The 22,444-nt window shown below is 58.7% G+C and carries 26 protein-coding genes; 22 read left to right on the top strand and 4 right to left on the bottom strand.

Going from position 1 to position 22,444, the window contains the following annotated elements; translation table 11 throughout:
* The first annotated feature begins 98 nt into the window (after nt 1–98).
* Nucleotides 99–1,010 (top strand): acetamidase/formamidase family protein, encoded by a 912-nt coding sequence (locus BJF97_RS04110; RefSeq protein WP_032693024.1) that lies wholly within the window; start codon nt 99–101, stop codon nt 1,008–1,010.
* Complete coding sequence (locus BJF97_RS04105; RefSeq protein WP_070082846.1) at nt 1,007–2,350, top strand: APC family permease; 1,344 nt, start codon at nt 1,007–1,009, stop codon at nt 2,348–2,350. Before BJF97_RS04110 ends, BJF97_RS04105 begins: the two co-directional genes overlap by 4 nt.
* A 120-nt stretch (nt 2,351–2,470) precedes the next feature.
* Here the strand turns inward: BJF97_RS04105 and BJF97_RS04100 are convergent, their stop codons facing one another.
* From BJF97_RS04100 to BJF97_RS04085, 4 genes are all read right to left on the bottom strand, one after another.
* Nucleotides 2,471–2,773: a BrnA antitoxin family protein gene (locus BJF97_RS04100; RefSeq protein ID WP_025108476.1), complete on the bottom strand. Its 303-nt coding sequence runs from the start codon at nt 2,771–2,773 to the stop codon at nt 2,471–2,473.
* Entirely contained in the window at nt 2,760–3,047 is a 288-nt protein-coding gene (locus BJF97_RS04095; protein ID WP_042933975.1) for a BrnT family toxin, read from the bottom strand. Before BJF97_RS04095 ends, BJF97_RS04100 begins: the two co-directional genes overlap by 14 nt.
* Nucleotides 3,048–3,297: 250 nt before the next feature.
* Nucleotides 3,298–3,741: a FosA family fosfomycin resistance glutathione transferase gene (locus tag BJF97_RS04090; protein ID WP_032693030.1), complete on the bottom strand. Its 444-nt coding sequence runs from the start codon at nt 3,739–3,741 to the stop codon at nt 3,298–3,300.
* Nucleotides 3,735–4,643: a LysR family transcriptional regulator gene (locus BJF97_RS04085; RefSeq protein ID WP_032693031.1), complete on the bottom strand. Its 909-nt coding sequence runs from the start codon at nt 4,641–4,643 to the stop codon at nt 3,735–3,737. The genes BJF97_RS04090 and BJF97_RS04085 overlap by 7 nt, the downstream gene beginning before the upstream one ends.
* A gap of 87 nt (nt 4,644–4,730) precedes the next feature.
* Between BJF97_RS04085 and BJF97_RS04080 the strand changes: the two genes are divergently transcribed.
* The 20 genes from BJF97_RS04080 to mtr all read left to right on the top strand — a co-directional run bounded on the left by BJF97_RS04080 (nt 4,731) and on the right by mtr (nt 22,312).
* On the top strand, nt 4,731–5,513 hold the full coding sequence (locus BJF97_RS04080) for an NAD(P)H-dependent oxidoreductase (protein ID WP_032693033.1): 783 nt from the start codon (nt 4,731–4,733) through the stop codon (nt 5,511–5,513).
* A 147-nt stretch (nt 5,514–5,660) separates the two neighbouring features.
* On the top strand, nt 5,661–6,245 hold the full coding sequence (locus BJF97_RS04075; protein ID WP_004098242.1) for a TetR/AcrR family transcriptional regulator: 585 nt from the start codon (nt 5,661–5,663) through the stop codon (nt 6,243–6,245).
* A gap of 145 nt (nt 6,246–6,390) precedes the next feature.
* Nucleotides 6,391–7,191 (top strand): winged helix-turn-helix domain-containing protein, encoded by an 801-nt coding sequence (locus tag BJF97_RS04070; RefSeq protein ID WP_032693034.1) that lies wholly within the window; start codon nt 6,391–6,393, stop codon nt 7,189–7,191.
* Nucleotides 7,188–7,706, top strand: a complete 519-nt coding sequence (locus tag BJF97_RS04065; RefSeq protein WP_004098240.1) for a FidL-like protein — start codon at nt 7,188–7,190, stop codon at nt 7,704–7,706. The genes BJF97_RS04070 and BJF97_RS04065 overlap by 4 nt, the downstream gene beginning before the upstream one ends.
* Nucleotides 7,707–8,110: 404 nt before the next feature.
* On the top strand, nt 8,111–8,389 hold the full coding sequence (locus BJF97_RS04060) for a BMC domain-containing protein (protein WP_004098239.1): 279 nt from the start codon (nt 8,111–8,113) through the stop codon (nt 8,387–8,389).
* 17 nt (nt 8,390–8,406) lie between these two features.
* Nucleotides 8,407–8,691, top strand: a complete 285-nt coding sequence (locus BJF97_RS04055) for a BMC domain-containing protein (RefSeq protein WP_004098238.1) — start codon at nt 8,407–8,409, stop codon at nt 8,689–8,691.
* Nucleotides 8,692–8,706: 15 nt separating this feature from the next.
* Nucleotides 8,707–8,985: a BMC domain-containing protein gene (locus tag BJF97_RS04050; protein WP_002442217.1), complete on the top strand. Its 279-nt coding sequence runs from the start codon at nt 8,707–8,709 to the stop codon at nt 8,983–8,985.
* Between the two features lie 53 nt (nt 8,986–9,038).
* Nucleotides 9,039–10,643: an acetaldehyde dehydrogenase (acetylating) gene (locus BJF97_RS04045; protein WP_032693036.1), complete on the top strand. Its 1,605-nt coding sequence runs from the start codon at nt 9,039–9,041 to the stop codon at nt 10,641–10,643.
* A 26-nt stretch (nt 10,644–10,669) separates the two neighbouring features.
* A complete protein-coding gene (locus tag BJF97_RS04040) occupies nt 10,670–10,927 on the top strand; it encodes a EutN/CcmL family microcompartment protein (protein ID WP_004098229.1) in 258 nt (85 codons plus the stop codon).
* A gap of 15 nt (nt 10,928–10,942) precedes the next feature.
* A complete protein-coding gene (locus tag BJF97_RS04035) occupies nt 10,943–12,097 on the top strand; it encodes a 1-propanol dehydrogenase PduQ (protein ID WP_014837305.1) in 1,155 nt (384 codons plus the stop codon).
* A 25-nt stretch (nt 12,098–12,122) separates the two neighbouring features.
* Nucleotides 12,123–15,509, top strand: a complete 3,387-nt coding sequence (gene cutC / locus BJF97_RS04030; RefSeq protein WP_032693038.1) for a choline trimethylamine-lyase — start codon at nt 12,123–12,125, stop codon at nt 15,507–15,509.
* 56 nt (nt 15,510–15,565) lie between these two features.
* Entirely contained in the window at nt 15,566–16,513 is a 948-nt protein-coding gene (cutD, locus tag BJF97_RS04025) for a choline TMA-lyase-activating enzyme (protein WP_014227748.1), read from the top strand.
* Between the two features lie 12 nt (nt 16,514–16,525).
* Nucleotides 16,526–16,972: a BMC domain-containing protein gene (locus BJF97_RS04020; protein WP_032693040.1), complete on the top strand. Its 447-nt coding sequence runs from the start codon at nt 16,526–16,528 to the stop codon at nt 16,970–16,972.
* On the top strand, nt 16,969–17,589 hold the full coding sequence (locus BJF97_RS04015) for a phosphate propanoyltransferase (protein ID WP_004128477.1): 621 nt from the start codon (nt 16,969–16,971) through the stop codon (nt 17,587–17,589). Before BJF97_RS04020 ends, BJF97_RS04015 begins: the two co-directional genes overlap by 4 nt.
* A gap of 12 nt (nt 17,590–17,601) precedes the next feature.
* The gene (locus BJF97_RS04010; protein WP_032693042.1) at nt 17,602–18,288 is read left to right on the top strand and encodes a hypothetical protein; all 687 of its coding nucleotides are present in this window, start codon (nt 17,602–17,604) and stop codon (nt 18,286–18,288) included.
* 19 nt (nt 18,289–18,307) lie between these two features.
* Nucleotides 18,308–18,721, top strand: coding sequence for a DMT family transporter (locus tag BJF97_RS04005; RefSeq protein WP_014227744.1), 414 nt, complete (start codon nt 18,308–18,310; stop codon nt 18,719–18,721).
* A gap of 17 nt (nt 18,722–18,738) precedes the next feature.
* Nucleotides 18,739–19,068, top strand: a complete 330-nt coding sequence (locus BJF97_RS04000) for a DMT family transporter (protein ID WP_004108688.1) — start codon at nt 18,739–18,741, stop codon at nt 19,066–19,068.
* Between the two features lie 241 nt (nt 19,069–19,309).
* A complete protein-coding gene (gene tnaC / locus BJF97_RS03995; protein WP_004098218.1) occupies nt 19,310–19,405 on the top strand; it encodes a tryptophanase leader peptide in 96 nt (31 codons plus the stop codon).
* A 123-nt stretch (nt 19,406–19,528) separates the two neighbouring features.
* A complete protein-coding gene (gene tnaA, locus BJF97_RS03990; protein WP_032693044.1) occupies nt 19,529–20,917 on the top strand; it encodes a tryptophanase in 1,389 nt (462 codons plus the stop codon).
* 138 nt (nt 20,918–21,055) lie between these two features.
* Nucleotides 21,056–22,312 carry a tryptophan permease gene (gene mtr, locus BJF97_RS03985; RefSeq protein WP_025108468.1) on the top strand — a complete coding sequence of 419 codons (1,257 nt, stop codon included), beginning with the start codon at nt 21,056–21,058 and terminating at the stop codon, nt 22,310–22,312.
* Nucleotides 22,313–22,444 lie beyond the last annotated feature (132 nt).

Here is a 22,444-nt window from a genome sequence, read left to right as displayed (position 1 = left end):
CTGATTGCCTTCCTGTGATAATCCCGATAAATTCACTCATTCCCTATACGGGAAACTCTAAATATAAAAAACACAACAATATAACCGGGATGAATGTCATGAAAATAACCAAAGATCGGGTGGTTTACGCCATGTCGCGGGATAACGCTCCTGTCGCTACCGTCAGCAGCGGAAGTGAAGTGCTGTTCGAAACCTGCGACTGCTTCTCCGACCAAATCACCTCCGCCGATGCCGTGTTCAACGAGCTGGACTGGCAGCGCATCAACCCGGCGACCGGGCCGGTGTACGTCGAGGGCGCCGAGCCGGGCGATGCGCTCAAGGTCACCATCAAACGCATTACCCTGAGCAGCAATCAGGCGGTGATGGTCACCGCGCCGCAGCTGGGGGTGATTGGCGACGAGCTCGATGCTCCGAAGGTCACCATCGTGCCCATTGAAAACGACCATGCCGTGCTGCCCGGCAACGTGCGCGTGCCGCTTAATCCGATGGTCGGCGTGATCGGCGTCGCGCCTGCCGGGGAAGCCATCTCCTGCGGCACGCCGGATAGCCACGGCGGCAATATGGACTGCAAAATGATTACCGCCGGCAGCACCCTGTGGCTGCCGGTCAACGTTCCCGGGGCGCTGTTCGGGCTGGGCGATTTACACGCCGCGATGGGCGATGGTGAAGTCTCGGTCTGCGGTCTGGAAATCCCTGGCGAAGTGCTGGTCGAACTGACGGTGGTTAAAAACCGCCGCCTGCCGCTGCCGATGCTCGAAAACAGCGAGACCCTGTTTACCCTCGCCTCGGCGCTGACCCTCGATGATGCCGCCGCCCTGGCCACCCGCAATATGGCGCACTTTATCGCCGACAATACCTCCCTGGCGCTGGCTGAAGCGATCAGTATTCTGAGCATCGCCGGCGACCTGCAAATCTGTCAGGTAGTCGACCCGCTGAAAACCTGTCGTTATGCCTTACCGAAATCAGTGGCTGAACAGCTCTCCCTGAGCATCGAAGGGGAGCAGGCATGAGCGTCGAACAGTTTGGCTATAAGCAGGAGCTGCACCGGGCGCTGACCTTCCGCGACCTGCTGGTCTACGGCATGATATTTATGGTGCCCATCGCGCCGTTTGGCGTCTTTGGCTACGTCTGGGACGGCGCGCAGGGCATGGTGGCGCTGGCCTATCTTATCGGTATGGTGGCGATGTTCTTTACCGCCATGAGCTACTGGTCGATGTCGCGCGCGTTCCCGGTTTCCGGCTCGGTATACGCCTATGCCCAGCGCGGGATTCATCCCATTGTCGGCTTTTTTGCCGGCTGGCTGATCCTGCTGGACTATATTCTGGTGCCATCGCTGCTCTATATCGTCAGCGCGGCGGCGCTGGCGCCCATGCTGCCGGGCGTGCCGGGCTGGCTGTGGATTGTCGGCTTTATCGCGATTAACAGCCTGATTAATCTGCGCGGCATTACCTTTACCGCACGCGCCAATAACACGATTCTGATCGCGGAGATCGTGGTGCTGTCGGTGTTCGTCGTGCTGGGGCTGATTGCGCTCTACTCCGGCGCCGGGGCGGGCCATCTGACCCTCGACCCGCTCTACAACGCCGATAAGTTCAGCCTGCCGCTGGTGATGGGCGCGGTCTCCATCGCCGTGCTCTCGTTCCTCGGCTTCGACGGGATCTCCACGCTGTCCGAGGAAACGAAAGGCGGCGTGGATACCGTGGGTAAGGCATCGCTGGGCGCGCTGATGCTGGTCGGTTCGCTGTTTATCCTGCAAACGTGGATTGCCGCCGACCTGGCGCAGGGCATGACGTTCAGCAGCCTCGATACCGCCTTCTACGATACCGCGAATCTGGCGGGCGGCGGCTGGCTGAAGTACGTCACCATGTGGTCGACGGTGATCTCCTGGGGGATTGCTAACGCCCTGGTGGCGCAGGCCGCCGTGTCGCGTATTCTGTTTGCGATGGCGCGCGACAAGCAGCTGCCGCAGCTGCTGGCGAAAGTGCATCCGCGGCTGAAAACGCCTTACGTCAGCACCCTGTTTGTGGCGCTGATTTCGCTGGCTTCCGGCCTCTGGTTCTACGGTGATATCGATAACCTCAGCCGGCTGGTGAACTTCGGCGCGCTGATGGGCTTCCTGGTACTGCATATCGCCGTGATAAACCATTACATCATTCGTCAGAAATCGCGCAATCTGGTGGTACACCTGCTGTTCCCGGTGATTGGCCTGTGTATTATCGGCTTTGTTATTTATGAGATGGACGCGCAGGCGAAGGTGCTGGGGCTAAGCTGGCTGCCAGTTGGCGTGGTCTATTACCTGCTGATGCGCCTGGTGCTCAAGCGCAATGTGGAACTGAAGCTGGAAGGCTAACGCGATTTATCTCCCCGGCTCGCGCTGCGCTTAGCCGGGCTACAGGTTCCCAGCCGTCTGCGGGCCGGTAGCCCGGAGAAGGCGCGTCAAGCGCCGCCTCCGGGGTAATCATGAGGCAGGCTATTTCTTGTTAAGATCGCGAATCATCGCTTCTCTTAAGATCGCATTCAGTCGCGTTTGATAACCTTTCCCGGGACGTTTAAGCCACTCCATAATATCGGCATCAATACGGACAGAAGCCTGAGTTTTTAGCGGTCGGTAAAATTTACCGCGTACGGCATCTGACCACTGTGCGTCGTCTGTGGCGGGAATATCGCTATAATCGATTTCATCATCCGTTTTGTTGGCCAGCGCTTTAAGCTCATCGGCTCGCTTAGCCGTAAGCGTATCCGGATTGTCACGTTTATGTTTAACCATGTTCATAACGATTTCTCTCTTTGCTGTCCGCCTTCCGGGCGCTGATAATACGAATGACCTCTGTTCCACTTTCAAAACGGACCGAATGCGCAACCATGATAACAATGACCCCATGAACGAGACCGATAGTTTGCCAGCGATATTCACCATTCTCATAACGATCCTGTCGGGAAAGATGCCGGGGATCGTCAAAGACGAGCACCGCTTCTTCAAACCGGATTCCATGTTTTCTTAGATTACTTCTTGCCTTGTTCGCATCCCATTCAAACTCCATTGGCATCATATTCATCCTGATTGTATATACAAAAAAGTATAGACAATTATCCAGCGATAATACTCTCAACGTTGGAAAAAACTTCACATTTTTAAAGCAGGAATTGTAAGAGATGTTCCCGGCTCACGCTGCGTTTAGCCGGGCCACCCGAGCGCACGGGCCGGTAGCCCGGACAAGGCGCGTCAAGCGCCGCCTCCGGGGAAACAACGCGCAATACAGCCTCCACTTTTCCCCGGCTCGCGCTGCGCTGACCGGGCTACGGGTTCCCGGCCGCCTGTTCGTCCTCGCCAAAAAACACCATACCTTTATAGGGCTGCTTCCGGCACGCCGCCAGGCGCTGGGCGAGATTGCCAACGTGCAGCTCCAGCTTGTGGCCGTCCGGGTCGAGAAAATAGTGCGACGCGCCTTCGCTTTTATTGGTTTTCCATACCGGGACGCCAGCCGCATTCAGACGCCCGGCAAAAAGTGCGAAATCCGCCTCCGCAATGCTGAACGCGTAGTGGGTGTAGTCGCTCTCCTCCGGCGAAATGACGCGCCGCTGCGGGTCCAGCGACAGGCACAGCCAGAGGTCGCCGCAGGAAAAATACGCGCCTTTATCCCAGCGCGCGCGCAGCGTCATCCCGGGCAGCTGCTGATAAAACGCCACGCTCGGCGCCAGCTGGCTAACCGCCAGGGTCAGATGGTTTAATCCGCTTAACATGGCTTCTCCTCTAATGACGTTACGATTTGCTGGCGCAGCCACCGATGCGCCGGGTCGCGATGCCAGCGCTCGTGCCACAGCATCAACATATCAAATCCGGCGACCGCCAGCGGCGGTTCGACCACCGTCAGACCCGCAGCTCCGCTCACCAACCGCTCCGGCAGCACCGCCACCAGCTCGCTATTGCGCAGCGTCTCCAGCATAAACAGGAAATGTGGCACGGAAAGGACAACCCGCCGCGCCAGCCCGAGATTCGCCAGCGCGCTATCGGTCGCGGCGCTGAATCCACCGCCGTCCGGCGAGACAATCACCTGCTCCAGCTGGCAGAACTGCGCCAGGCTTAACGCCGACCGCAGCGCCGGGTGCCCGGCCCTGCCCGCCAGCACGTAGCGTTCGCGGAACAACAAACGCTGATGCAGCCCGGGCGGCGCGCCGTCTCGCGTGTGAAAAAATAGATCCACTTCGTCGCGATCCGCCTGCTGTACCAGCCGCGCGGGCTGTAGCTCAAACAGCGCCAGGCGGCTGGCCGGAGAGGCGATGCGCAGGGTATTGAGCACCGGCAGCAAAATCGCCGACGCCATATAGTCGGTCGCCGCCACCCGCCAGGTCTGCGCCGCCGTGGCCGGGTCGAAAGGCTGAACCGGCGCTACCGCCAGCTCCAGCGCCAGCAGCGCATCGCGCAGCGGCCCGCGTAGTTCATCGGCGCGGGCGGTGGGCTGCATTCCGCGCGGCCCCGGCAGCAGCAGCGGGTCGGCGAAAATCTCCCGCAGTCGCGCCAGCTGCACGCTGACCGACGGCTGCGACAGGTTGAGGCGCTGCGCCGCGCGGGTGACGTTATTTTCGCTGAGCAGAACGTTCAGCGTGCGCAGCAAATTGAGATCCAGCCCCTGGAGATTAATCATCGCTATACCTGTTATTGAAGCAATTCATTTCTACTATAGCGTCGCCGACTCTACTCTGCAGCTCTCCATTGCTCAGAGGTGATTTCAATGAAAATACTACTGGTTTACGCCCATCCTGAACCGCATTCGCTTAACGGCGCGCTGAAAGATTTTACCGTGCAGCATCTGCAAAACGCCGGCCACGACGTGCAGGTGTCCGATCTCTACGCCATGCGCTGGAAGGCGGGATTTGATGCCGACGACAGCAGCGCGCCGCCGGTCGGTGAAAGCTGGCGGGCAACGCGGGATTCGCAGTACGCCTTCGCTAACGGCACGCAAAGCGCGGATATCGTGGGCGAACAGGAGAAGCTGCTGTGGGCCGATACGGTGATTTTTCAGTTCCCGCTGTGGTGGTTTTCGCTGCCCGCCATCATGAAGGGCTGGATTGATCGGGTCTACGCTTACGGCTTTGCCTACGGCGTCGGCGAGCACAGCGAAACCCACTGGGGCGATCGCTACGGCGAAGGCACGTTCGCGGGGAAACGGGCGATGCTGGTCGTTACCACCGGCGGATGGGCGGAACACTACGCGCCGCGCGGAATTAACGGGTCTATCGACGACATCCTGTTCCCCATTCAGCACGGGATGCTGTTCTATCCCGGCTTTGAGGTGCTGCCGCCGGTGGTGTTCTACCGCACCGACAAACTCGATGCACAGCGCTTCGCCACGCTGCGCGAGGCGCTGGCCCGGCGGCTGGATACCCTCTCCGAAACGCCGCCCATTCCCTTCCGTCGGCAGAATCACGGCGACTATCAGATCCCCTCTCTGAACCTGCGTCCGGAGCTGGCGCCGGGAGAAAACGGCCTCGCTATCCACGTGAAGCCTGTGTGAATCTCGGTGGGTGATATTCGCGGCGCGGCGAATATCACCACAATTCATAAGGTGAACTGTGAGCCTCCACGCAATAACGTCATCCCGTCCCGCTGCGCCCCTTCGCATATTGATAGCGATCAAGAATAATCATACCGTCTGGTCGGTATGATTCGGGCCATGAATATGGAAGCCCAACATCGTAAAAAAGATCCCGTCCGCCTGCATAAGCAACTGCTGGAATCCGCCGCCACCATCGCCGGCCGGGACGGTATCGCCTCGCTGTCGCTGAACGCCGTCGCGCGCGAAGCGGGCGTCAGCAAAGGCGGTTTACTGCACCATTTCCCCAACAAGCAGGCGCTGATTTTCGCCCTCTTTGCCCGCCTGCTGGCGATTATGGAAGAGGCGATTGCAGAGCTTATGGCCGCGGATAACGTCTCTTATGGCCGCTTTACCCGCGCCTATCTGCGCTATCTGTCGGCGCCGGAACTCACGGATACCCAGGAGAGCCGCCAGCTGATGGTGCTGTCGCTGGCCATGCCGGATGAACCGGTGCTGCGAAAATGCTGGCGCGACTGGATGCTGGACCATCTGGCGAAAGGCGATGAACTGGACAATAGCCATACCGGCACGCTGGTGCGCTATGCAGCGGACGGCATCTGGCTATCGGAATTAACCGAGGGGCGCACCATGAGCCCCGGGCACCGGCAGTCGCTGGTCAGCGATCTGACGAAGATGACGCTTCCTGCGTGAAGCATATATACACTAAATAATTCGCGTTGCAGGAAGGCGGCAAGGGAGCGAATCCCTGGGAGCATAGATAACTATGTGACCAAGGTGAGCGAACGCAGCCAACGCACCAGCAACGTGAAGTATGACGTGATAGATTGAGGCCACGATGCGCTATAACATCCATGGCCGTCTTATTTATGATGCAATGGACGGCACGCTAACGTTACCGGGAAGCGATGAGGCGGACAGCCAGCTGTCCATCACCGCCAACGCGCTGCTGTGGTTCTTCCTGCGCCACACCGAGGTGGTCAGCCGCGATGAGGTGCTTAAAAAAGTCTGGGATGACAACGGGTTAACCTCATCCAACAGCAATCTCAATCAGTACCTGAGCATGCTGCGCAAAACCTTTCGCCACTACGATATCGACAATATTATCGTCACCGTGTCGCGCGGACTGCTGCAGCTCAATCCGGATCTCACCATCGAGAGGCTCGACGCCAGCCCGGAGCCGGAGCCGCCGCCCGCGCCAAAAGCCGAGCCAGACCCGGCCGCGGTCCCGGAAGAACAAAAGACCGTTTCCAGCCGCCACGCGCGCGGTACCTGCTGGTATCTCGCCGGCGGCTGCCTGCTCACCATCGCCCTGCTGCTGGTGGTCTGCAGTTTTCTCGGCGGCAGCACATCGCACCCCATCACCCTGACGCAAATGCGCCACAGCCAGTGCGAGCTGCTGGCCAGCGATGAGATGCTGCGCTCCGTTGCCGGAACCGCCTACGGCAAGAATTTTGATGCCGTGCGCCAGCGCCTGAAGCTGGAATGCAAGCCCGGCGAACGCTTCGTCTTCTTCTATGGCGACCGGCTGGAAACCAACGGCCTGGGCCGGGTATTCCTCGCCCACTGCGCGATGCATGAAGATAACCCGTTCAGCTACTGCGATAACTATTTTTACTATTCATGGAAACCGCAATGAGACTCGCCCCGCGCCCCTTTTTCGCCCTCTCCAGCCTGGTATTTATTGCCGCCGCCGGGTTCTGCGCCTGGAAGCTGCTGCCGGTCGAGAACGGCGGGGTGATGAGCTGCTCGACCAAAGCGATTATGCGCTTTGAGAACATGGAGAAGGAGAACGTTAACGGCAATATCCATTTCAACTTTGCCGCCAACGGCAAAGGGTCGATGGTCGTCGAGGGCTACACCGATTCCGCCGCCGGCTGGCTTTATCTCCAGCGCTACGTCAAATTTAGCTACACCAGCAAACGCATCTCCACCACCGAGCGCCACTATCGCATCAGCAAGTGGGAATCCAGCGCCTCGTCCATCGATGAGTCGCCGGACGTAATCTTCGACTATTTTATGCGCGAGATGTCCGACAGCCACGATGGCCTGTTTCTCAACGCGCAGAAGCTCAATGAGAAAGCCATTCTTCTCAGTTCTATCAACTCCCCGCTCTACGTCTGCACGCTGAAGTCCGGCAGCAAGCTTGACTAAGCTCACACCCGCTTTTCCTTCCTCGCTTTCCCGTGAGTAAAACCGCACGTTTTGCATTTAGCCTGCCGAAGAAAACGCGATCCTCCCCACACTTCATACATCGTCAAATTACCCCCGTTCTGCAATAAATTAGCAACTTATTAACATCAATCCGCCTCCGGTTAAATGGTGAAAAAAGCGCCACAATCGTCACTGAATTCGCCCCGCCATCGCAGCACAAATGCATAAATCAGCGCCTTAACCAACCTAAATCACAGAGCAAAAGACTAAAAATACCACTCTAGCAGATTTAAATTTCACTTCACTCGCCATTCCCTATAGTGAATCCCGAACGCCGCATCCGCGTCCTGACGCCGTTACGCGGTCGGTTTTCCGAATCACAAAACTGTTCTGGAGGAGAAACCATGGGTGATGCATTAGGGCTTATCGAAACCAAAGGTCTGGTGGCCTGCATTGAAGCCGCGGATGCGATGTGTAAAGCCGCCAACGTCGAGCTGATTAGCTATGAAAACATCGGCTCGGGGCTGGTGACCGTCATGGTGAAGGGCGACGTCGGCGCAGTGAAAGCGGCGGTGGATTCCGGCGTCGAATCCGCGCAGCGCATCGGTGAAGTGGTGACCTCGCTGGTTATCGCTCGTCCGCATAACGACATCAACAAAATCGTCATTAAACACAAGGCCTGATGGCCAGGAGAACGCAAATGGGTGATGCATTAGGTCTGATTGAAACCAAAGGGCTGGTGGCCTGTATCGAAGCGGCGGATGCGATGTGTAAAGCCGCCAACGTGGAACTGATTGGCTATGAAAACGTCGGCTCCGGCCTCGTCACCGCGATGGTGAAAGGCGACGTCGGCGCGGTGAAAGCGGCGGTGGATTCCGGCGTCGAATCCGCGCAGCGCATCGGTGAAGTGGTGACTTCGCTGGTTATCGCCCGCCCGCATAACGACATCAACAAAATCGTCTCGCATTACAAAATCATGGATTAACCGGAGAAAAACCTGATGAAAGAAGCGCTAGGGCTTATCGAAACCAAAGGGCTGGTGGCCTGTATTGAAGCGGCGGATGCGATGTGTAAAGCCGCCAACGTGGAGCTGATTGGCTATGAAAACGTCGGCTCCGGCCTCGTCACCGCGATGGTGAAAGGCGACGTCGGCGCGGTGAATGCCGCGGTGGATTCCGGCGTGGAAGCGGCAAAACGCATCGGCGAAGTCGTCACCTCTCGCGTCATCGCGCGTCCGCATAACGACATCGAAAAAATCGCGGCGCAGCACAAAGCATGACCTGACAGGGCGCGCCCCGTCTCCACTCTTTTAGTCTGATGAAGGATAGACTCATGATTGAACTGGATAACGATTTGCAGTCCCGGCAGAACGCCCGGGAGCTGGTGCGCAATGCCAAAAAGGCGCAGGCGATTCTGGCCACCTTTTCGCAGCAGCAAATCGACGCCATCGTGAAGAACGTGGCCCAGGAAGCGGCGCATCATGCCGAAGCGCTGGCGAAAATGGCCGCGGAAGAAACCGGTTTTGGCAACTGGCAGGACAAAGTGCTGAAGAACCGCTTCGCCTCGCTGCGCGTCTACGACGCCATCAAAGATATGAAGACCGTCGGCATCATTCATGACGATCCGCTACAAAAAGTGATGGACGTGGGCGTGCCGCTGGGGGTGATTTGTGCGCTGGTGCCGTCGACCAACCCGACCTCCACCGTCATCTACAAAACGCTGATTGCCCTGAAGGCCGGCAACGCAATTATCTTCTCCCCGCATCCCGGCGCCCGCCAGTGCAGCTGGAAAGCGATTGAAATCGTGAAGCGCGCGGCGGAAGCGGCAGGGGCACCTGCCGGTAGCGTCGACGCCATTAGCCAGCTGACCCTCGAAGCCACCTCAGAGCTGATGCACAGCAAAGACGTGTCGCTGATCCTGGCGACCGGCGGCGAAGGCATGGTGCGCGCCGCCTACGCGTCCGGCACGCCGACCATTAGCGGCGGCCCGGGTAACGGCCCGGCGTTTATCGAACGCAGCGCCGATATCCCCCACGCGGTGAAAGATATCATCACCAGTAAAACCTTCGATAACGGCGTGATCTGCGCCTCCGAGCAGTCAATTATCGTCGAACGCTGCATCTACGACGAAGTGCATCGCGAACTGGAAGCCCAGGGCGCGTACTTCATGAACGAAAGCGAAGCGGCAAAAATGGCGGCCCTGCTGCTGCGCCCCAACGGCACCATCAACCCCAAAGTGGTCGGTAAAACCGCGCTCTATCTGAGCCAGATGGCCGGCTTCTGCGTCCCGGCCAGCACCCGGGTGCTGATTGCCGCGCAGACCACGGTATCGCATTCCAACCCCTACTCGCGGGAAAAACTGTGCCCGGTACTCGGCCTGTACGTCGAAGAGGACTGGAAAGCCGCCTGCCACCGCGTCGTGGAGCTGCTGACCAACGAAGGCCTCGGCCACACGCTGGTGATCCACACCCGCAACCAGGACGTCATCCGCCAGTTCTGCCTGGAAAAACCGGTTAACCGCATTCTGATCAACACCCCGGCGGCGCTGGGCGGCATCGGCGCGACCACCAATATCACCCCGGCCCTGACCCTCGGCTGCGGCGCGGTCGGCGGCGGCTCCAGCTCAGACAACGTCGGGCCGATGAACCTGCTCAACATCCGCAAAGTGGGCTACGGCGTGCGCTCCATCGATGAGCTGCGCGCGCCGGGCAGCCGCCCGGAACCGCAGCCGACCATCGTCAGCCCGGCGGCCGGCCCGAACCGCAGCATCTTCGACGATGAGCGCTTTAACGCCCCGGTGACCGCTGCCACCGCAGCCCATCCGGCCAGCGCCGACGATCGCTTTGCGGCTGCCGCCGTCGTCGGCGCGGACAGCGAGATTAATGAGCAAAACGTGGAACGCGTCATCCGCCAGGTGCTGGAACGCCTTGGTAAGTAACACATTGATATAAGGCGATAAAAACAATGATTCTCGCAAAGGTAGTCGGACATGTCGTCGCCACGCAGAAGTGCGATGAGCTACGGGGCAGCAACCTGCTGCTGATCGTCAAATTAGATGATGACCAGCAGCCGATGAAAGACCAGACCTGGGTTGCCGTTGATAGCGTCGGCGCCGGTATGCACGACATCGTGCTGGCCGAAGAGTACCTGGCGCTCAACAAAGAGCGCTACAAGGCCATGTCGGTGGTCGCCATTGTCGAGAACGTGTTTCGGGACGCTTAAGGAGTCAATAACCCAATGAGTGAATTTTTGCTGAAACCCCGGATTCGCTTTGGTCAGGATGCGCTTGCCATCCTGAACGAGCTGCCCGCCCGCAACGTGCTGCTGGTCACCGACCAGGCGATGGTTAAGTTTGGCCTCGCCGATCGCGTCACGCAGATCCTCAATGCGCGCGGCATCGCTTTCCAGGTCTGGGACGACGTGGTGGCCGACCCGGATATCGCCACCGTGGTGCGCGGTATGAAGCGGATGGATAACAGCTATCCGGATCTGGTTATCGCGCTGGGCGGCGGTTCGGTGATTGATGCAGCCAAAGCGGTTATTTTCGCCCTGGCGCAAACCCGTCCGGACGCTCACCGCGAGCCGCCCTGCTTTGTGGCGATCCCCACCACCAGCGGCACCGGCTCTGAGGTCACCGCCTTTTCAGTGGTGAAAGCCCATGCCGAGAAGCTGGTGCTGGTGGACCCGTCGCTGCTGCCGGATATCGCCATTCTTGACCCGGCGCTGGTGGCCTCGGTGCCGCCGGCGATCACCGCCGATACCGGGATGGACGTGCTGTGTCACGCGCTGGAAGCCTATGTCTCCCTCGCCGCCAGCGACTTTTCCGATGCGCTGGCGGAGAAAGTGGTGCAGCAGGTATTTCGTTTTCTGCCGACCTGCTGGCGCAACGGTGGCGACCTGCTGGCGCGGGAAAAGATGCACAACGCCTCCTGCATGGCGGGCATGGCTTTCACCAACGCCTCGCTGGGCATCACCCACAGCCTCGCCCACGCGCTCGGCGGCGTGTTTCGCGTCCCCCACGGCCGCGCTAACGCCCTGCTGATGGCGGACGTGGTGGCCTGGAACGCCGATTATCACGGGCAGTGCGATACCGATGCCGCCCGCAAATACGCCCGATTAGCCCATCTGCTGGATCTGCCCGCGGCCACTACCCGCCAGGGCGTCGCCAGCCTGCTGGTCGCCATTCAGGCGCTAAAAGACGAGATGAGCATGCCGGCCGGCATTCGTGATACCGGCGTCATTGCCGCCGAATTTGAACAGCGGCTGGCGGAGATGGTCGGCCAGGCGCTACGCGACAGCTGTACCCCGACGAACCCACGCGCGCCGGACGCTCACGCACTGACCGAACTCTATCGCCGGGCATGGACCGGCAACGCCGTTCAGGGCCACTGATAACAAGATTTGGAGAACCTTACCTATGGCACACTACAGCTTAACGCCGCGCGTCAAAGTGTTGGCAGAACGTTTACTCTCACAAAAAAGCACCCTGTGCACCGAACATGCCACCACGCTCAACGCCCTTGATGGCGATATCGCCGGGGTTCCCGCCGCCGTCAAACCGGCGCGCCGCTTCTATGAACTGATGCGCCAGCTGCCGCTGTGCATCAGCGCCGACGAGCTGATCGTCGGCAACCAGACCCGCAAACCGCACGGGGCGATTTTCCACGAAGAGAGCGCCGTCCGTCGCCCGTCCGCGTTCCAGTTCCTCAACCTGAATAGCGATCTCGACTCCCCGGATTACAAGCTGGTGATGGAAAAAGGCGTGCTGGCGATAAAACATCAGCTGGAAGAGAAAACCCGCGCGCTGGGCAGCGCCGTCAGCCGCAGCGGCATGGATGAAGTCAACGGCTGCCGCGCGGCCATCTACGCCTGCGATGCCCTGCTGGCGCTGGCGCAAAACCTGGCCAACAGCGCCGAACAGCTGGCCGCCGCGGAAACCAACGCTTACCGCCGGGCGGAACTACTGGACAGCGCCGCCATCCTGCACCACGTTCCGGCGCATCCGGCGCGCAGCTTCAAAGAGGCGTGCCAGGCCTTTTATCTGTTCCAGCTGGCGCTCCAGCTCGATAACGGCAGCTACGCCGTCAACCCGGAAGGCGCCGACAAAGCCCTGCTGCCTTACTACCAGCACGATATCAACAACGGTGCGCTCTCCCCGCAGCAGGCGTATGAAATCGTCGAATCGCTGTGGTTCAAGCTGGCGGAGCTGTGCGAAGTGCGCGCCGCCTGCGCGATCGACGGTTATCCGATGTTCGACGCCCTGCTGCACGGCGCAAGCCTTGAGAACGCGCGCATTAACGAACTCTCCGACATGTTCCTCAGCGCGCAGCACAACCTGAGCGCCCTGAATCTGCCGGTGCGTTTGTTCAAGGGCGTCCAGCACGTTTCCGCCGCCCCGTTTGCCGCCGCCGGCGAGACGCCGGCAGCAGAAGGGCTGACCCCGCGCATGCAGCGCCTGCGTAACCACTACCTGACCGTGCGCCCGAGCGTCTCTATCTACCGCGCGCTGGCCTTTACCGAAGTGGTCAAAGCCAACCCCGGCATGCCGACGATTCTGCTGCGCGCCAAAGCCTTCCGCCACGCCTGCGAAACCGCACCGATTCTGATTCAGGACGATGAGCTGATCGTCGGTCATCCGTGCGGCAAGCCGCGCGCGGGCGCCTTCTCGCCGGATATCGCCTGGCGCTGGGTGCGCGACGAACTCGATACCATGAGCACCCGTCCGCAGGATCCGTTTGAGATCAGCGAAGCAGATAAAAAAACCATCCGCGAAGAGATCGTCCCGTTCTGGGAAGGCCGCTCGCTGGATGAAATCTGCGAAGCCCAGTACCGCGAAGCGGGCGTATGGGCGTTCAGCGGCGAGACCTTCGTCAGCGACCTCTCCTACCACCAGATCAACGGCGGCGGCGACACCTGCCCGGGCTACGACGTGCTGCTGTTTACCAAAGGGATGAACGGCATTAAAGCCGACGCCGAGGCGCATCTCGCCAGCCTGAGTATGGAAAACCCGGAAGATATCGACCGCATCTACTACTACAAAGCGGCCATTGAAACCTGCGAAGGGGTGATTAACTACGCGCACCGCATCGCCGCCCGCGCCCGCGAACTGGCCGCGATTGAGCAGAACGCCCAGCGCCGCGCCGAGCTGCTGACCATCGCCGAGGTGAACCAGAACGTGCCGGCGAATCCGCCGAAAACCCTGCAGGAAGCGCTGCAGAGCATCTGGACCGTAGAGTCGCTGTTTGAAATTGAAGAGAACCAGACCGGACTGTCCCTGGGACGCGTAGACCAGTACTGCTACCCGATGTTTGAAGCCGATATCCGCGAAGGCCGCCTGACTCACGACACCGCGCTGGAGCTGCTGCAGGCGTTTATCATCAAATGCGCCGAGCTGATGTGGATGTCCAGCGAGCTGGGGGCGAAATATTTCGCCGGCTATCAGCCGTTTATCAACCTGACCGTCGGCGGTCAGAAGCGCTCTGGCGGCGATGCCTGTAACGACCTGACCTACCTGATCATGGACGCCGTGCGCTTTGTGAAGGTTTACCAGCCGTCGCTGGCCTGCCGTATTCACAACCAGTCGCCGCAGAAGTATATGGAAAAAATCGTCGACGTCGTCAAAGCGGGGATGGGCTTCCCGGCCTGCCACTTCGACGACTCCCATATCAAGATGATGCTGCGTAAAGGCTTCGATTTCGAAGACGCCCGCGACTACTGCCTGATGGGCTGCGTCGAGCCGCAGAAATCCGGCCGCATCTATCAGTGGACCTCCACCGGCTACACCCAGTGGCCCATCGCCATTGAGTTCGTTTTAAACCGCGGTCGGATGGTGCTGTTTGACAGCTATCAGGGGCTGGATACCGGCGACCTGCGCGACCTGCACACCTTCGAGGATTTCGACGCGGCGGTGAAAAAACAGATCGCCCATATCGTACGCCTGTCGGCGATCGGGACGGTCATCAGCCAGCGCGTGCACCGCGACGTGGCGCCGAAGCCGCTGATGTCGCTGCTGGTGGAAGGCTGCATGGAAAAAGGCAAAGACGTTGCCGCCGGCGGCGCGATGATCAACCACGGCCCGGGGCTGATCTTCTCCGGTCTGGCGACCTACGTCGACTCCATGGCGGCGATTCGTAAGCTGGTATTTGAAGAGAAGAAATACACCCTCGAGCAGGTGCGCGACGCGCTGCTGGCGAACTTCGAAGGCTTTGAAGGCCTGCGCCGCGACTGCCTCAACGCGCCGAAATACGGCAACGACGATAACTACGTCGATCGGTATGCGCTGGATATCACCGAGTGGACCGAGCGCGAGTGCCGTAAGTACAAGATGCTCTACTCCACCCTGAGCCACGGCACCCTGTCCATCTCCAACAACACGCCGATCGGCGAGCTGACCAACGCCACGCCGAACGGTCGCCTGGCGTGGATGCCGCTCTCCGACGGCATCAGCCCGACTCAGGGCGCGGATAAGCAGGGTCCGACGGCGATCATCAAGTCGGTGAGCAAGATGAACGTCGAAACCATGAACATCGGCATGGTGCACAACTTCAAGTTCCTCAAAGGGCTGCTGGATACCCCGGAAGGTCGTCACGGCCTGATTACCCTGCTGCGCACCGCGTCGATTCTCGGCAACGGCCAGATGCAGTTCAGCTATGTCGATAACGAAGTGCTGAAAAAAGCCCAGCAGGAGCCGGAAAAATACCGCGACCTGATCGTCCGCGTCGCGGGCTACAGCGCCTACTTCGTTGAGCTGAGCAAAGAAGTTCAGGACGAGATTATCAGCCGTACGGTCATCGAGAAGTTCTGATAAAGACACGGACGTTTTTGGACATGGATGTCCCGATCGTTTTTCTGGAGGTATGTGTGAGCGCAAAACAAGAATTAACCGGGCGAATATTCAATATTCAGAAATATTCGATCTATGACGGCGATGGGATCCGCACGCTGGTTTTTTTCAAAGGCTGCAATATTCGCTGCCCGTGGTGCGCTAACCCGGAAGGGCTGAATAGCCAGTTTCAGGTGATGTTCTCACAGGATAAATGCATTAACTGCGGCGACTGCGTCAACGTCTGCCCGGCGGGAATTCATTATCGGGCGGAAGAAAACGGCGAAATGAAGCATTTCGTCAACCGCAATAAAGACTGTATCGGCTGCCGCAAGTGCGAAGAGATCTGCACCCAGAACGCGCTGGATATTATGGGCAAAGATGTCACCGTCAGCGAACTGATGGAGATCATCATGCAGGACTACGACTTTTATATCTCCTCCGGCGGCGGCGTCACCATCGGCGGCGGGGAAATGAGCCTGCAGACCGATTTTGCCGTCGCGCTCTTTAGCGAATGCAAAAAGATGATGCTCAATACCGCCGTGGAAACGCAGGGCACCACGCCGCTGGCCAATTATCAAAAGCTGGCGCCGGTGACCGACACCTTCTTATTCGATATTAAGCAAATTAACAGCGAGCACCATAAAGCGTTATTTGGCATCGGTAACGAAGGCATTCGCCGCAACCTGGAGTGGCTGGTGGACTCCGGCGCTAACGTCATTATCCGCATGCCGCTGGTTCGCGGCTATAACGACTCGTTCGATGCCATTACCGGGGCCATTGATTACGTACAAAAGCTGGCGAAGCGCGGAAATATCCGCCGCATCGATATGCTGCCGTACCACCAGCTGGGGCGCAAAAAATATGAGCGCCTCGATATGCCTTACCCCATTACCCGAGACCCAACTTATTCCGCCGAGGAGTTAGACCGGCTGGAAACGTTCTTCACGCAGTTTGATTTTGATATTCGCTTAGTCCGCCATTAACAGGAGCCGACAATGAAAAGTTTAGGCGTAATTGAAACGCGAGGGTTAGTTGCCGCCGTTCAGGCCGTGGATGCCGCCTGCAAAAGCGCAGGCGTGTCCTGCATTGGCTACCGCAAAGTCGGTTCGGGGCTGGTGAGCGTCTGCTTTGAAGGGGAGATCAGCGCGATTCACACCGCTATCGAACGCGGCGTGGCCGTCGCCGCGCTCATCGACCCGCAGGTCAAATCCCTGACGATCGCCCGTCCGGAGCGCAGCGTCGTGGACGCCCTCAGCACCCTGAAAGGCCGTCCGCCGCGCGCGGAAGCTGCCGCGCCGCTTGAGGCTGAAGCTGCCGCGCCGCTTGAGGCTGAAGCCGTCGCGCCCGCCGCTGTAGAAACAAGGGAACCCACTGAACCCGCCGCCGCGCCTGCGCCGACGGAAGATAAAAACGCGGCGATGAGGAAAGGGAAGAAGGCATGATCGACACCCTGCTCCATGAAAAAATCGCCGCCCGCCTGAGCCACGCTGCTCCGGCTATCCCGGTCGGCATCTCTAACCGCCACGTCCATCTGGCGCAGCAGGACGTCGAAGCGCTGTTTGGCAAGGGCTACGTCCTGACGCCGTTTAAGCCGCTGCGCCAGCCGGGGCAGTTCGCGGCCCAGGAGTGCGTCACCGTGGTCGGTCCGAAGGGCTCGCTCACCCAGGTGCGCGTCCTCGGCCCAACCCGCCCGGTATCGCAGCTGGAAATCTCCCGCGCCGACTGCTTTACCCTCGGCATCAAAGCGCCGGTTCGCGAATCCGGCCAGCTGGAGAACGCGGGCAGCGCGCTGCTGATCGGCCCGGCAGGCCACGTTGAGCTGCGATCGCAGGTGATCTGCGCCTGGCGGCATATCCATATGTCGCCGCAGGACGCCCGCCAGCTGAACGTCGCCAACGGCCAGAAGGTTAGCGTCCGCAGCGACGGCGAACGCCAGCTGACCTTTGATGAAGTGGTGGTGCGAGTACGCGAAGACTTCGCGCTGGAGTTTCATATTGATACCGAAGAGGCCAACGCCGCCGGCTTGAAAAACGGCGCGCAGGTCACGCTCATCGGCTAACGGAGGCTCGCCATGACCGACCAACAGATGGAAGACCTGGTTGAACGCATTATCCAGCGTCTGCGGCCGCCGGTACTGGTGATGGTGACCGCCGCGGCGGGCTACCGGCACGCTATTCGCCAGCGGCTGGCCGGCTGCGGCGAGAGCCTGCACCTGGCGCTGGATAGCGGGATTGGCGACGGCGAGCAGTGGCGGGCTATTGGTAAAACGCTGCCGGCGGCCGACTGGCAACAGGAGCTGCCTTCTGCCTCGTATAAGGCGCTGCTGCTGCCGTTTCTCGACTACCCGCTGGCGGCGGATCTGGTGAAGGGTTCCCTGCACGGTCCCGTTGCCCGCCGCGTGCACGATGCCCTGCTGAGCGGCCTGCCGGTGCTGGCGCTGCGCTATCACTGCGATCCCGCCAGCGAGCTTAACCAGCTGCGCGGGGCGCAGCCTGATAGCGCTTACGCCGGGCATATGCAGGCCACGCTGGCCCGCCTGGCCGAATGCGGCATCGCGCTGTGCACCATGAACGAATTGCTGGAGAAGCTGGCGTCGGGTCGCGAAGCGACGGCGCCGTCGGCGAGCGGTCCGCGGCGTTATCTCACTGTCACAGACGTAGTGAATAATCCGGCGCTGGCCTGTGCCCCTGAAGCACAGTTGACCGATGCCGCTATCGATTTTTTAAAAAACAGAAAAAAAGAACCTTACCTTAAATAGTAAACCCGGAGTTTAACTTATGTCTTCAAAAACAAAGTGTTGGCTATGGATGCTGCTGGTTATCGTTTCCGAAACCTCAGCCACCTCCACCCTCAAAATGTTCGGCAGCAGTGAAGGGATGAGCAAAATGCTGCTGCTCGGGCTGCTGGTGCTGCTGTACTGCACCTGCTACTACTCGCTATCCCGCGCGGTGAAGGATATTCCCGTCGGTCTGGCCTACGCCACCTGGTCCGGTACCGGCATTCTCGTGGTATCGACGCTGGGAATGGCGTTTTACGGCCAGCATCCGGACACCGCCGCCATTATCGGTATGGCGGTTATCGCCAGCGGGATCGTGATCATGAACCTGTTTTCCAAAATGGGTAGCGAAGAGAGCGAGGAAGCACCCGCGCAGCCGGCCGCTGCATCTCTGGACAAAAAAGTCGCCAACTAACAGAAAAGGAACCGCTTATGTTTAACCTCGGATTTTTATGGCTGGCGCTGTCTATCGGCTCCGAAATCACCGGCACGTCGATGATCAAAAAGACCAATGGCTTCAGCAAGCTGGCGCCGTCGGTGCTGGTGGTATGCGCCTACGGCCTGTGCTACTTCGCCCTCACCCGCGCGATGAGCACCATTCCGGTCGGCGTCGCCTACTCGCTGTGGTGCGGCTTTGGTATCGTCGGCGTCACGATTTGCTCAATGATCCTTTATAAGCAAAAACCGGATATCCCGGCCATTCTCGCCATGGTGCTGATCATCTCCGGCGGCATCATTATGAACGTCTTCTCCAGCATGTAAGTCCCGCCTGCGCCTTCATTGATTGCGGTGAAGGCGCTAATAACCTCACTCAATAAGCCGTTATTGGCGTAATAAAAAAACAAAAAACCATTGCCTGCTAATCAATAACGCTAAAAAGACGACGAGCGTCAAATTTTTATACTCCGCTTATCGATAAATTATTTTTTGTGATTTTAATCGTGGTTATTTTCTCATTTTACCTTATTTTTATGGCATCCCTTCACCCACAGAGGACGATGTCATGACGCAAAAATCGATTTATCGCCTCATTGCCCAGGGCGGCCTGGACGACTGGTATAATTTAGATCACCGCATCTCCAACGACTTCCCTCGTTAATTCTCCGCTGCTGTTTACTCCCTAAAAAAATTAATTCAGCACTGCGTTTAGTCGCTATTTGTTGCGCTTTTTATTTGTCGCCAAATAGCCAAACGCGGCACAGCATCCCCATGGAGAAAATAAATGAAACGTATCCCTGAGCCGTTCCGCATTAAAATGGTCGAAAATATTCGTATGACCACCTTTGACGATCGCGTCAAAGCGCTGGAAGAGGCGGGCTATAACCCGTTTTTGCTCAATAGCCAGGACGTGTATATCGACCTGCTGACCGACTCCGGCACCGGCGCGATGAGCGACCATCAGTGGGCCGGGCTGATGATGGGCGACGAAGCCTACGCCGGGTCGCGTAACTATCAGCATCTGTGCGAAAAGGTCAAAGAGATTATCGGCTATCCGTATACCATTCCCACCCATCAGGGGCGCGGTGCGGAGCAGATTCTGTTCCCGAGCCTGATTGCTCGCCGCAAGTCGGCGCATCCGGTGTTTATTTCCAACTTCCACTTCGATACCACCGCCGCGCACGTGGAGCTCAACGGCGCAAAAGCCATTAACGTGGTGACGCCGAAAGCCTTCGATACCACCTCGTGGTACGACTGGAAAGGCAACTTTGATATTGATTTGCTGAAAGCGACCATCGCCGAACACGGCGCGGAAAACGTGGCGGCAATTATTACCACCGTCACCTGTAACAGCTCCGGCGGCCAGCCGGTATCGCTGGCGAATATGCGCGAGGTGTATCAGATTGCCCGCCAGAATAATATTCCGGTGGTGATCGACTCCGCCCGCTTCTGCGAAAACGCCTGGTTTATTAAACAGCGCGAAGAGGGCTACGCCGATAAATCGGTGAAAGAGATTATTCTTGAGATGTACCAGTACGGCGATATGCTGACCATGTCCGCCAAGAAAGACCCGATGGTGAATATCGGCGGCCTGTGCTGCTTCCGCGATGACGAAGATCTGTTCAACGAAGTGCGCATCCGCTGCGTGCCGATGGAGGGCTTTGTCACCTACGGCGGCCTGGCGGGACGCGATATGGAGGCGCTGGCTATCGGCCTGGAAGAAGGGACCAACGAGGATTACCTCGCTTATCGCATCAATCAGGTGGAATACCTCGGTGAACGCCTGCGCGAAGGCGGCATTCCGATTCAGTATCCGACCGGCGGCCATGCGGTGTTCGTCGATGCTAAGCTGCTGCTGCCGCATATCCCACCGGAGCAGTTCCCGGCGCACGCGCTAAACAATGAGCTGTATCTGGAAGCGGGAATCCGCAGCGTGGAAATCGGCTCCCTGCTGCTGGGCCGCGACCCGGAAACCGGCAAACAGAAGGCGTCGCCGATGGAGCTGCTGCGCCTGACCATTCCGCGTCGGGTTTATACCAACGATCATATGGACTATATCGCTGATGCGCTGATCGCCGTTAAGGCGCGCGCCGACACGATTAAGGGCCTGACCTTCACCTACGAACCGCCGGTACTGCGCCACTTCGTCGCCAGACTGAAACCGGTGAAATAAACCGCATCACGGCGCTCTCGCAATGAGAGCGCCATTAATTTAATTCCATCTCTTTAAGCTCAATTATTCGGGTTGCGCCGGGTAGCCGTTTTCCCGCAGCCCCTTATTTAATATATAGCCACGTGAGGAATGCACCTTATGGCTACACTATCAGTCTCAAAAGCGGTCTCAACTAATACGCCATCGCTGATTGGCGGAGCGATGATTATCGGCGGTACCATTATTGGCGCAGGCATGTTTTCTTTACCGGTGGTGATGTCCGGCGCCTGGTTTTTCTGGTCGCTGCTGGCGCTCATTTTTACCTGGTTTTGCATGCTGCATTCCGGGTTAATGATCCTCGAAGCCAATCTCAATTATCATATTGGCGCCAGCTTCGACACGATTACAAAGGATTTACTGGGAAACGGCTGGAATATTATTAACGGCCTGACCGTCGCCTTTGTTTTATATATCCTGACCTACGCCTATATTTCCGCAAGCGGTTCAGTTATTCAGCATACTTTTGCGCAGATGAACCTCGCGGTTCCCGCACGCCTGGGCGGGCTGGCGTTCGCGCTGGTGGTCGCCTTTATCGTCTGGCTAAGTACGAAAGCGGTAAGCCGGATGACGACTATCGTGCTGGGCGCCAAAATCCTCACCTTCTTTATGACCTTCGGCGGCCTGATGTGGCACGTGGAGCCCGCGATTCTGTTTAACCGCGCGGAGGTCAATGCGTCCTATCTCCCCTACGTCCTGATGACGCTGCCGTTCTGCCTGGCCTCCTTTGGCTATCACGGCAACGTCCCCAGCCTGATGAAGTACTACGGTAAAGACCCGCTTATCATTCGCCGCTGCCTGCTGCTCGGCACGCTGATGGCGCTGGTGCTGTATATCATCTGGCTGGTCGGCACAATGGGCAATATTCCGCGCCCGGCGTTTATCGCTATCGCCGAAAAAGGCGGCAACATCGACGTGCTGGTGCAGACCTTAAGCGGCCTGCTGAACAGTTCGACCCTGGACTTACTGCTGACGGTCTTTTCCAACTTCGCCGTCGCCAGCTCGTTCCTGGGCGTGACTCTTGGCCTGTTTGATTATCTGGCGGATCTGTTTAAGTTTGACGATAGTCGGCTGGGGCGGTTTAAAACCGCGCTGGTGACCTTTCTGCCGCCGATCGCCGGCGGGCTGCTGTGGCCTAACGGTTTTATCTACGCCATTGGCTTCGCCGGCCTCGCCGCCACCGTCTGGGCCGCTATCGTCCCCGCCCTGCTGGCGCGCGCCTCGCGCAGGCGTTTCGGCAGCCCGAACTATCGGGTCTGGGGTGGCAATGCCATGATTGTCCTGATTTTGTGCTTCGGCGGCGCCAACGCAATAATTCATATTTTATCCAGCTTTAACCTGCTGCCGGTTTATCGCTGAATAAAAAAGGGCTTTTACTGCCGCGGCTTTTCGTGGCAGGATAAAAAGATGAACAGAAACGTTGTCATCTCTCACCTCCGCCGTTGGTGGCTGCCTGCATAACAGGCGGCAAGATTTCACGTTTCCTCTATT

It is taken from the genome of Klebsiella sp. LTGPAF-6F, from assembly GCF_001753185.1.
Lineage (GTDB): Bacteria > Pseudomonadota > Gammaproteobacteria > Enterobacterales > Enterobacteriaceae > Klebsiella > Klebsiella michiganensis.
This window is presented reverse-complemented; position numbering and strand designations above follow the sequence as displayed.

Bases quoted from the DNA above. Each gene is read 5' to 3' on its own strand.
- BJF97_RS04005 (WP_014227744.1), top strand. From the start codon at position 18,308: ATGTCTTCAAAAACAAAGTGTTGGCTATGGATGCTGCTGGTTATCGTT.
- BJF97_RS04105 (WP_070082846.1), top strand. From the start codon at position 1,007: ATGAGCGTCGAACAGTTTGGCTATAAGCAGGAGCTGCACCGGGCGCTG.
- BJF97_RS04110 (WP_032693024.1), top strand. From the start codon at position 99: ATGAAAATAACCAAAGATCGGGTGGTTTACGCCATGTCGCGGGATAAC.
- BJF97_RS04060 (WP_004098239.1), top strand. From the start codon at position 8,111: ATGGGTGATGCATTAGGGCTTATCGAAACCAAAGGTCTGGTGGCCTGC.
- BJF97_RS04065 (WP_004098240.1), top strand. From the start codon at position 7,188: ATGAGACTCGCCCCGCGCCCCTTTTTCGCCCTCTCCAGCCTGGTATTT.
- tnaA (WP_032693044.1), top strand. From the start codon at position 19,529: ATGAAACGTATCCCTGAGCCGTTCCGCATTAAAATGGTCGAAAATATT.
- BJF97_RS04075 (WP_004098242.1), top strand. From the start codon at position 5,661: ATGATTCGGGCCATGAATATGGAAGCCCAACATCGTAAAAAAGATCCC.
- BJF97_RS04010 (WP_032693042.1), top strand. From the start codon at position 17,602: ATGACCGACCAACAGATGGAAGACCTGGTTGAACGCATTATCCAGCGT.
- BJF97_RS04085 (WP_032693031.1), bottom strand. From the start codon at position 4,643: ATGATTAATCTCCAGGGGCTGGATCTCAATTTGCTGCGCACGCTGAAC.
- BJF97_RS04015 (WP_004128477.1), top strand. From the start codon at position 16,969: ATGATCGACACCCTGCTCCATGAAAAAATCGCCGCCCGCCTGAGCCAC.
- BJF97_RS04055 (WP_004098238.1), top strand. From the start codon at position 8,407: ATGGGTGATGCATTAGGTCTGATTGAAACCAAAGGGCTGGTGGCCTGT.
- BJF97_RS04090 (WP_032693030.1), bottom strand. From the start codon at position 3,741: ATGTTAAGCGGATTAAACCATCTGACCCTGGCGGTTAGCCAGCTGGCG.
- cutC (WP_032693038.1), top strand. From the start codon at position 12,123: ATGGCACACTACAGCTTAACGCCGCGCGTCAAAGTGTTGGCAGAACGT.
- BJF97_RS04035 (WP_014837305.1), top strand. From the start codon at position 10,943: ATGAGTGAATTTTTGCTGAAACCCCGGATTCGCTTTGGTCAGGATGCG.
- BJF97_RS04040 (WP_004098229.1), top strand. From the start codon at position 10,670: ATGATTCTCGCAAAGGTAGTCGGACATGTCGTCGCCACGCAGAAGTGC.
- BJF97_RS04050 (WP_002442217.1), top strand. From the start codon at position 8,707: ATGAAAGAAGCGCTAGGGCTTATCGAAACCAAAGGGCTGGTGGCCTGT.
- BJF97_RS04100 (WP_025108476.1), bottom strand. From the start codon at position 2,773: ATGAACATGGTTAAACATAAACGTGACAATCCGGATACGCTTACGGCT.
- BJF97_RS04070 (WP_032693034.1), top strand. From the start codon at position 6,391: ATGCGCTATAACATCCATGGCCGTCTTATTTATGATGCAATGGACGGC.
- BJF97_RS04045 (WP_032693036.1), top strand. From the start codon at position 9,039: ATGATTGAACTGGATAACGATTTGCAGTCCCGGCAGAACGCCCGGGAG.
- mtr (WP_025108468.1), top strand. From the start codon at position 21,056: ATGGCTACACTATCAGTCTCAAAAGCGGTCTCAACTAATACGCCATCG.
- BJF97_RS04000 (WP_004108688.1), top strand. From the start codon at position 18,739: ATGTTTAACCTCGGATTTTTATGGCTGGCGCTGTCTATCGGCTCCGAA.
- BJF97_RS04020 (WP_032693040.1), top strand. From the start codon at position 16,526: ATGAAAAGTTTAGGCGTAATTGAAACGCGAGGGTTAGTTGCCGCCGTT.
- BJF97_RS04080 (WP_032693033.1), top strand. From the start codon at position 4,731: ATGAAAATACTACTGGTTTACGCCCATCCTGAACCGCATTCGCTTAAC.
- BJF97_RS04095 (WP_042933975.1), bottom strand. From the start codon at position 3,047: ATGCCAATGGAGTTTGAATGGGATGCGAACAAGGCAAGAAGTAATCTA.
- tnaC (WP_004098218.1), top strand. From the start codon at position 19,310: ATGACGCAAAAATCGATTTATCGCCTCATTGCCCAGGGCGGCCTGGAC.